Annotated in this window: 4 protein-coding genes and 1 pseudogene; all 5 read right to left on the reverse strand. The window is 65.5% G+C overall.

Annotated features, from left to right (window positions below; translation table 11 throughout):
* A partial coding sequence (locus tag ACO6D5_RS23105) for a methyl-accepting chemotaxis protein (protein ID WP_485826657.1) occupies nt 1-1343 on the reverse strand: 1343 nt, incomplete at its 3' end.
* 141 nt (nt 1344-1484) lie between these two features.
* Complete coding sequence (locus ACO6D5_RS23110) at nt 1485-1955, reverse strand: hypothetical protein (protein WP_485826658.1); 471 nt, start codon at nt 1953-1955, stop codon at nt 1485-1487.
* Between the two features lie 29 nt (nt 1956-1984).
* The gene (locus ACO6D5_RS23115; protein WP_485826659.1) at nt 1985-3856 is read right to left on the reverse strand and encodes a methyl-accepting chemotaxis protein; all 1872 of its coding nucleotides are present in this window, start codon (nt 3854-3856) and stop codon (nt 1985-1987) included.
* A gap of 108 nt (nt 3857-3964) precedes the next feature.
* A complete protein-coding gene (locus ACO6D5_RS23120; RefSeq protein WP_485826660.1) occupies nt 3965-5935 on the reverse strand; it encodes a methyl-accepting chemotaxis protein in 1971 nt (656 codons plus the stop codon).
* Nucleotides 5936-6076: 141 nt separating this feature from the next.
* A pseudogene (locus tag ACO6D5_RS23125) lies at nt 6077-6253 on the reverse strand (flagellar hook-associated protein FlgL); the annotation flags it as partial.

Below are 6253 nucleotides of genomic sequence, written 5' to 3' on the forward strand. Positions count from 1 at the left end.
GCCTGCGCACTGCGTTGCGCCAGCGAGCGAACTTCGCCCGCCACCACCGCAAAGCCCTTGCCCTGCTCGCCTGCACGCGCGGCTTCCACCGCCGCGTTCAGGGCCAGGATGTTGGTCTGGAACGCGATGCCGTCGATGACGGACACGATTTCCGAGATCTTGCGCGAGCTGGCGGAAATGCCCTGCATCGTGCTGACCACTTCCGACACCGCCGAACCGCCGCGCTCGGCTACGTCCGACGCGCTTGCCGCCAGCTGGTTCGCCTGGCGCGCGTTGTCCGCGTTCTGCTTCACCGTGGAGGCCAGTTCTTCCATCGACGCCGCGGTTTCCTCGAGGGACGCGGCCTGCTCTTCCGTACGGCTGGACAGGTCCGTGTTGCCTGCGGCGATTTCCCGCGAGCCCACGGTGATCTCGTCCACGCCGCGGCGCACCGTCGCCACCGTGCGGGTCAGGCTTTCCTGCATGCGCTTGACCGCCGCCATCAGCTGGCCGATTTCGTTGTGCGAACGGACTTCGACGCGGCTGGTCAGGTCGCCAGCGGCGATCTTGTCGAAATGCTGGCCAGCTTCCACCAGCGGGCGCACGACCAGGCGGCCGAACAGGATGCGGCAGAACACCATCAACAGCAGCGCCAGGCCGACTGCGATGCCCACAGCCACCATGGCGCGATTGAAGTTCGCCTCGGCCTGGTCGATCGTGGCTTGCTGCTGGTCGCCGATGTACTTGCCGAAATCGTTCAGCGCCTCGATGAAGGCGGCGCTGCGCGGCGTGCCGTATTCGTTGTTCACCATGTAGAACGTGGAGTAGTCTTCACTGCGCAAGGCTTCCACCATGGTGTCCACGCCGTCGTCGATGTACGAGCGGTAGCGGCGGACCAGGTTCATGGACAGCTGGCGGCCCGTGTCGTCTTGCAGCATGTTCTTCTGGAAGTCGGCGAAGCGGGCGCGCACGCCCGTCAGCAGGTCAGTCGCGCCCTTCAGGGCGGCAGCCGCATCGCGGGCCGAGTTCTCGCCGCTGCCCCAGCCGGATTCCTGGAGGTGGCGCGCCGCCACCATCAGGCTCACGCGGGCGCGCAGCATGTCGCTGTTGATCACTTCGACTTGCTTGGCGCGCTCGGTCAGTGCGTTGACTTCGCGGATGGATTCGTAATTGTGCTGCAGGAAAAACGCAGCCAGGCCGCCCACCGCCGCGATCAAGATCGCGAAGAACGCCATGACCCACAGCAGCATCGTACCGACGCGGGCATCGCGCAACCGGAGCTTGCGCTTCACCTTAGGCGCGCGCGCGGCCTTTTTCTTGCCGCCTTTGCCGGCCTTCGCGCCGGATTCGAGACTCGCTTCCATATTTTTTCCCCATCCCTCAGGAACTGCTCTGACCAAATGAAAAACCACCCTGCCGACACGCCCTGTTACATGGGGTGTACATTCAGGGCGACGGTCATTGCGGCTTGCGCCGCAATGCTCTCTGCCGAACTACAACAAGACTTATTTGTTCGCAGGCGCCAACCCGGCCGGTTCGCCCGGGCCGGGTATGTAGATGGTTTGCACCTCGGGCTCGGCCAAGGGCGCCGGCGGCCAGGCCTGATTCAACTCAGGCGCGGGTGCAGGGCCCAACAACTTCTGGCGTTCCCAAGGCTCCAGCAGAATATTGGTGCTGTCGACCAGCCGCATCAAACGGCCGTCCGGACCGAACTGCAGCAGGGCTTCCTTGCGGCTGTACAGGCCGTCAGCGATAAACGTGATCTTGAAGGACCAGAGGGCCAGAAGCGTGCCGTCGGTCTGCTTGTATACCTTGTCCGGCGGCGCGGTCAGCGCGCGCGAGGCCTCTTCCAGCGTGGTCTGGCCCGGCGTCAGGGTCGACAACTTGCCCGGGTCGAAGTTATGACCCGTCGCCGCGCAGCCGGCCAGCAGTACCGCGATGGCGGCAGCCGCCAGAAGTTGTATATAGCCTCGCATACCCTACCCATTCACCGGCAACGCCGGTATCAGAAAGATTCCCAATCGTCGTCCGACGGCGCCTGGCGGCGGCTGGCGGCCGGCGCCGGCTTGGCGTCGTTGGCGGCAGTTGCCGCGCGCGGCGCCGGACGGCGCAGCGGACGCGCCGCCGTGGCGCCCTCGGCGGCTGCCGCCGGCTTGGCGCGCGCCGCATGCGTCAGGCGTGCGGCAGGCGCCGGTTTGGCGGCGGGGGCCTGGACGGCGGACGCATCTGGCGCGGCCGCGGCAGGCGCCGACACGCGAGCGGCAACGCGCGCTGCGGGCCGCTGCTGCGCCAGTTGGCGGGCCGGCACTTCAATCACTTCGCCTGCGTTGACCTTGAATACGGCCACGGCCTGGGCCAGACGCTCAGCTTGCTCCTGCAGGGACCCCGCGGCAGCGGCCGCTTCTTCCACCAGGGCCGCGTTCTGCTGCGTCACTTCATCCATCTGCGACACGGCGCGGTTGACCTGGTCGATGCCGCTGGACTGCTCTTCGGACGCCGCCGAAATCTCGCCCATGATGTCCGTCACGCGCTTGACCGAGGCCACGATCTCTTGCATCGTCGCGCCCGCGCGCTCCACTTGCTGCGAACCCGCGCCCACCTTGGTGACCGAGTCTTCGATCAGGCCCTTGATTTCCTTGGCCGCCTGCGCACTGCGTTGCGCCAGCGAGCGAACTTCGCCCGCCACCACCGCAAAGCCCTTGCCCTGCTCGCCTGCACGCGCGGCTTCCACCGCCGCGTTCAGGGCCAGGATGTTGGTCTGGAACGCGATGCCGTCGATGACGGACACGATTTCCGAGATCTTGCGCGAGCTGGCGGAAATGCCCTGCATCGTGCTGACCACTTCCGACACCGCCGAACCGCCGCGCTCGGCTACGTCCGACGCACTGGCCGCCAGCTGGTTCGCCTGGCGCGCGTTGTCCGCGTTCTGCTTGACCGTGGAAGCCAATTGCTCCATCGATGCCGCCGTTTCTTCAAGCGACGCCGCTTGCTGCTCGGTGCGGCTGGACAGGTCCGTATTGCCCGCGGAAATCTCGCGCGAGCCCACGTTGATCTCATCCACGCCGCGGCGCACGGTCGACACCGTGCGTGCCAGGCTTTCCTGCATGCGCTTGACCGCCGCCATCAACTGGCCGATCTCGTTGGACGAATTGACGTCCACGCGCACCGTCAGGTCGCCGCCGGCGATCTTGTCGAAGCTGTCGCTGACCGTGCGCAACGGCCGCAGGATCACGCGGTTCATGAACAGGAACGCGCCTAGCGACACCACCAGGATCAGCGCGGCCAGCCCAAGATACACAAAGGCCATCGTCGACGTCTGGCTGCGCGCGGACTGCACCTGCTGTTCGCTGAAGGCATTGATATCGTTGGCGAATTCGGTCAACTGCTTGGAGAACGCGCCGCTGGCCGCGCCCGCCTTGGTGTTCTTCAAGGACAGATAAGCGGCCGAATCACCCTTGTCCAGTGCGCCCATCATGGACTGCAGCGCTTCGGAGAACGTGTTGAACGACGTCAGCAGGTCGCCCTCGGCGGCCTTGCCAAGCGTCGTCACCTTGGGGATCGCCTTGAAGCTTTCCATCTTCTTCTTCGCGTCGGCGATCAGTTGCTGCACGGTGCGCGAGTTTTCGGCCGCGCCGTTGGCGTCGCCCGCTGCGCGCTGCGCGGCGGTGATGTCCGCACGAATGGTCGCGCGCAGCATCTGCGTATAGGCATCCTTGATCAGGTTGCTTTGCTGGACGCTCAAGGAATCCAGGGCGTTGATCGTGTCGGCGCTGGAACGCATGCTGTTCCAGCCCAGGGCAATGGCAACCAGTGCGGCCAGGGCAACTGCCAACTGAGCGAGCATCAAGCCCGTGCGCACCTTCAGATTGCTGAACATTTCCGATAGTTCCGGTAGTCGTCCCGGCGGCGCACTATGGCCGCCGGACCGTAAAGGGGGGTATTGCGTGTGCTACTGCCTGTTCAATGCACCGAGCGGGTCATCCCGTCAGAAGGACTCCCAATCATCGTCCGCGGGCGGCGGCCTGCGGCTGGCGGCGGATGCGGGCGGCGCGGCATCCGTGGCGCTGTCCGCGCGAGTGGCCGGACGGCGCAAGGGACGCGCCACCGTGGCGGCCGAGGCAGCGGGTTTGGGACGGGCCACTTGAGTCTTGCGAGGCGCGGGCTTTGCGGCCTGCGCCTCACCCTCGTCACCTTCCGCCTGAGAAGCTTGAGTCGCCTGCGAAGCCGTTTGCGTCGCCGCTTGGGAAGCGCTTTGGGGTGCCTGTTGGGCCGGCGCGGCCGGCTTGGCCAAGCGTGCGGCAGGCGCCGCCGGGCGGGACGCCGGCGCAACCGGTGCCCTCGGCGCGGGCATGCGCGGGGCGCCGGGCTGTTGCGCCAACTGATGGGCCGGCACTTCGATCACTTCACCGGCATTGATCTTGAACACCGCAACCGCTTCGGACAGGCGCTGGGCTTGTTCCTGCAAGGAGCCGGCAGCCGCTGCCGCCTCTTCCACCAATGCCGCGTTCTGCTGCGTCACTTCGTCCATCTGCGACACAGCGCGGTTGACCTGGTCGATGCCGCTGGACTGTTCTTCGGACGCCGCCGAGATCTCGCCCATGATGTCCGTCACGCGTTTGACCGACGACACGATCTCTTGCATGGTCGCGCCCGCACGTTCCACCTGCTGCGAACCCGCGCCCACCTTGGTGACCGAGTCTTCGATCAGGCCCTTGATTTCCTTGGCCGCCTGCGCGCTGCGCTGCGCCAGCGAGCGAACTTCGCCCGCCACCACCGCAAAGCCCTTGCCCTGCTCGCCTGCACGCGCGGCTTCCACCGCCGCGTTCAGGGCCAGGATGTTGGTCTGGAACGCGATGCCGTCGATGACGGACACGATTTCCGAGATCTTGCGCGAGCTGGCGGAAATGCCCTGCATCGTGCTGACCACTTCCGACACCGCCGAACCGCCGCGCTCGGCTACGTCCGACGCACTGGCCGCCAGCTGGTTCGCCTGGCGCGCGTTGTCCGCGTTCTGCTTGACCGTGGAAGCCAATTGCTCCATCGATGCCGCCGTTTCTTCAAGCGACGCCGCTTGCTGCTCGGTGCGGCTGGACAGGTCCGTGTTGCCTGCGGAAATCTCGCGCGAACCCACATTGATCTCGTCCACGCCGCGGCGCACCATCGCTACCGTGCGCGTCAGGCTTTCCTGCATGCGTTTGATGGCGCCGAACAATTGCCCGATCTCGTTGGTGCTGCGCACCTCGATCCGGCCGGTGAAATCACCGCCCGCGATCTTGTCGAAGTGGTCTCCTGCCTGGTGCAGCGGGCGCAGCACGGTGCGGTTGATGAACACCCAGCAACCCAGCGCCAGCACCAGCGCAATTGCCAGCAACGCGATGGTCACGGTACGCGAGATGTTGTGGTCGACTTCTGCCTGGACCACCAGTTCGTCCGTACGCTTGTCCAGGAACTCCAAGACCGCGTTCACGGCTTCGCGAAACGCCGTGTTGGCGGCGCTGCCCGCGTCATTCAGATCCAGGTAATCCTGTACCGCCATCTTGGACAGGGCGGCGGCTTGGCGCTTGTAGACGTCGTCGAACTGCTTGTAGGCCGAGTCCAGCTTGGCCACCAGCGCCTCGGAACCCTCCATGCGCGGCGCCTTGCGGAACTCGTCGAGCCACTTCGCGCCTTCCTGCATGAGGACGTCGGCGCGCTTGGTCTGGTCATTGGCCTGCTCGGTCTTGCCCTGCTGCATGTCCATCAGCGACGTCGCCAACAACAGCCGGCCGCGCAGGAGCGCGGCGTTGGCGCGGTTGAGCTGCGTACCCTGATTGGAATAGGCGTCGTTGACCTGCTCCAGCTTATTGTTGCTGGAGTTCAACCCCATCCAGGCCACGCCATTGGATATGAACATGGCGCCCGTGAAGAGCAACAGCACCAGGACGATACAGGTGCGAACTTTCAAATTGACAAGCATGAAATATCCGAGCGTTAAGCAACGTGAAACGACACTACCTACCCTGCACGCAACCACGGACGCCCCGGCCTTTGGCCAGAAGCGTCCGTAAGGGCGCAAATCTCCGCACGCGATCCGTGCGCTTTTCAGGGTCCCGCCGCGTTACTTGCGGCTGAACAGGCTGGACCCCTGAATGGTCATGAATGCCGCCGATGCGGCTTGCAATGCGACCTGGCGCAACGCAAGCTGGCTGGCGCCGGCGTAGTAGTCCAGGTCTTCCAGGTCGGACAGGGACTTGGCGTAGGTCAGGCCCTTCTTCGTACCCGTGGCATCCAGCGC

The sequence above is a fragment of the Achromobacter sp. genome, assembly GCF_057314935.1.

What these genes read in the sequence shown, in the direction of transcription:
- ACO6D5_RS23120 (WP_485826660.1), bottom strand. Translation starts at nt 5,935, where the DNA reads ATGCTTGTCAATTTGAAAGTTCGCACCTGTATCGTCCTGGTGCTGTTG.
- ACO6D5_RS23110 (WP_485826658.1), bottom strand. Translation starts at nt 1,955, where the DNA reads ATGCGAGGCTATATACAACTTCTGGCGGCTGCCGCCATCGCGGTACTG.
- ACO6D5_RS23115 (WP_485826659.1), bottom strand. Translation starts at nt 3,856, where the DNA reads ATGTTCAGCAATCTGAAGGTGCGCACGGGCTTGATGCTCGCTCAGTTG.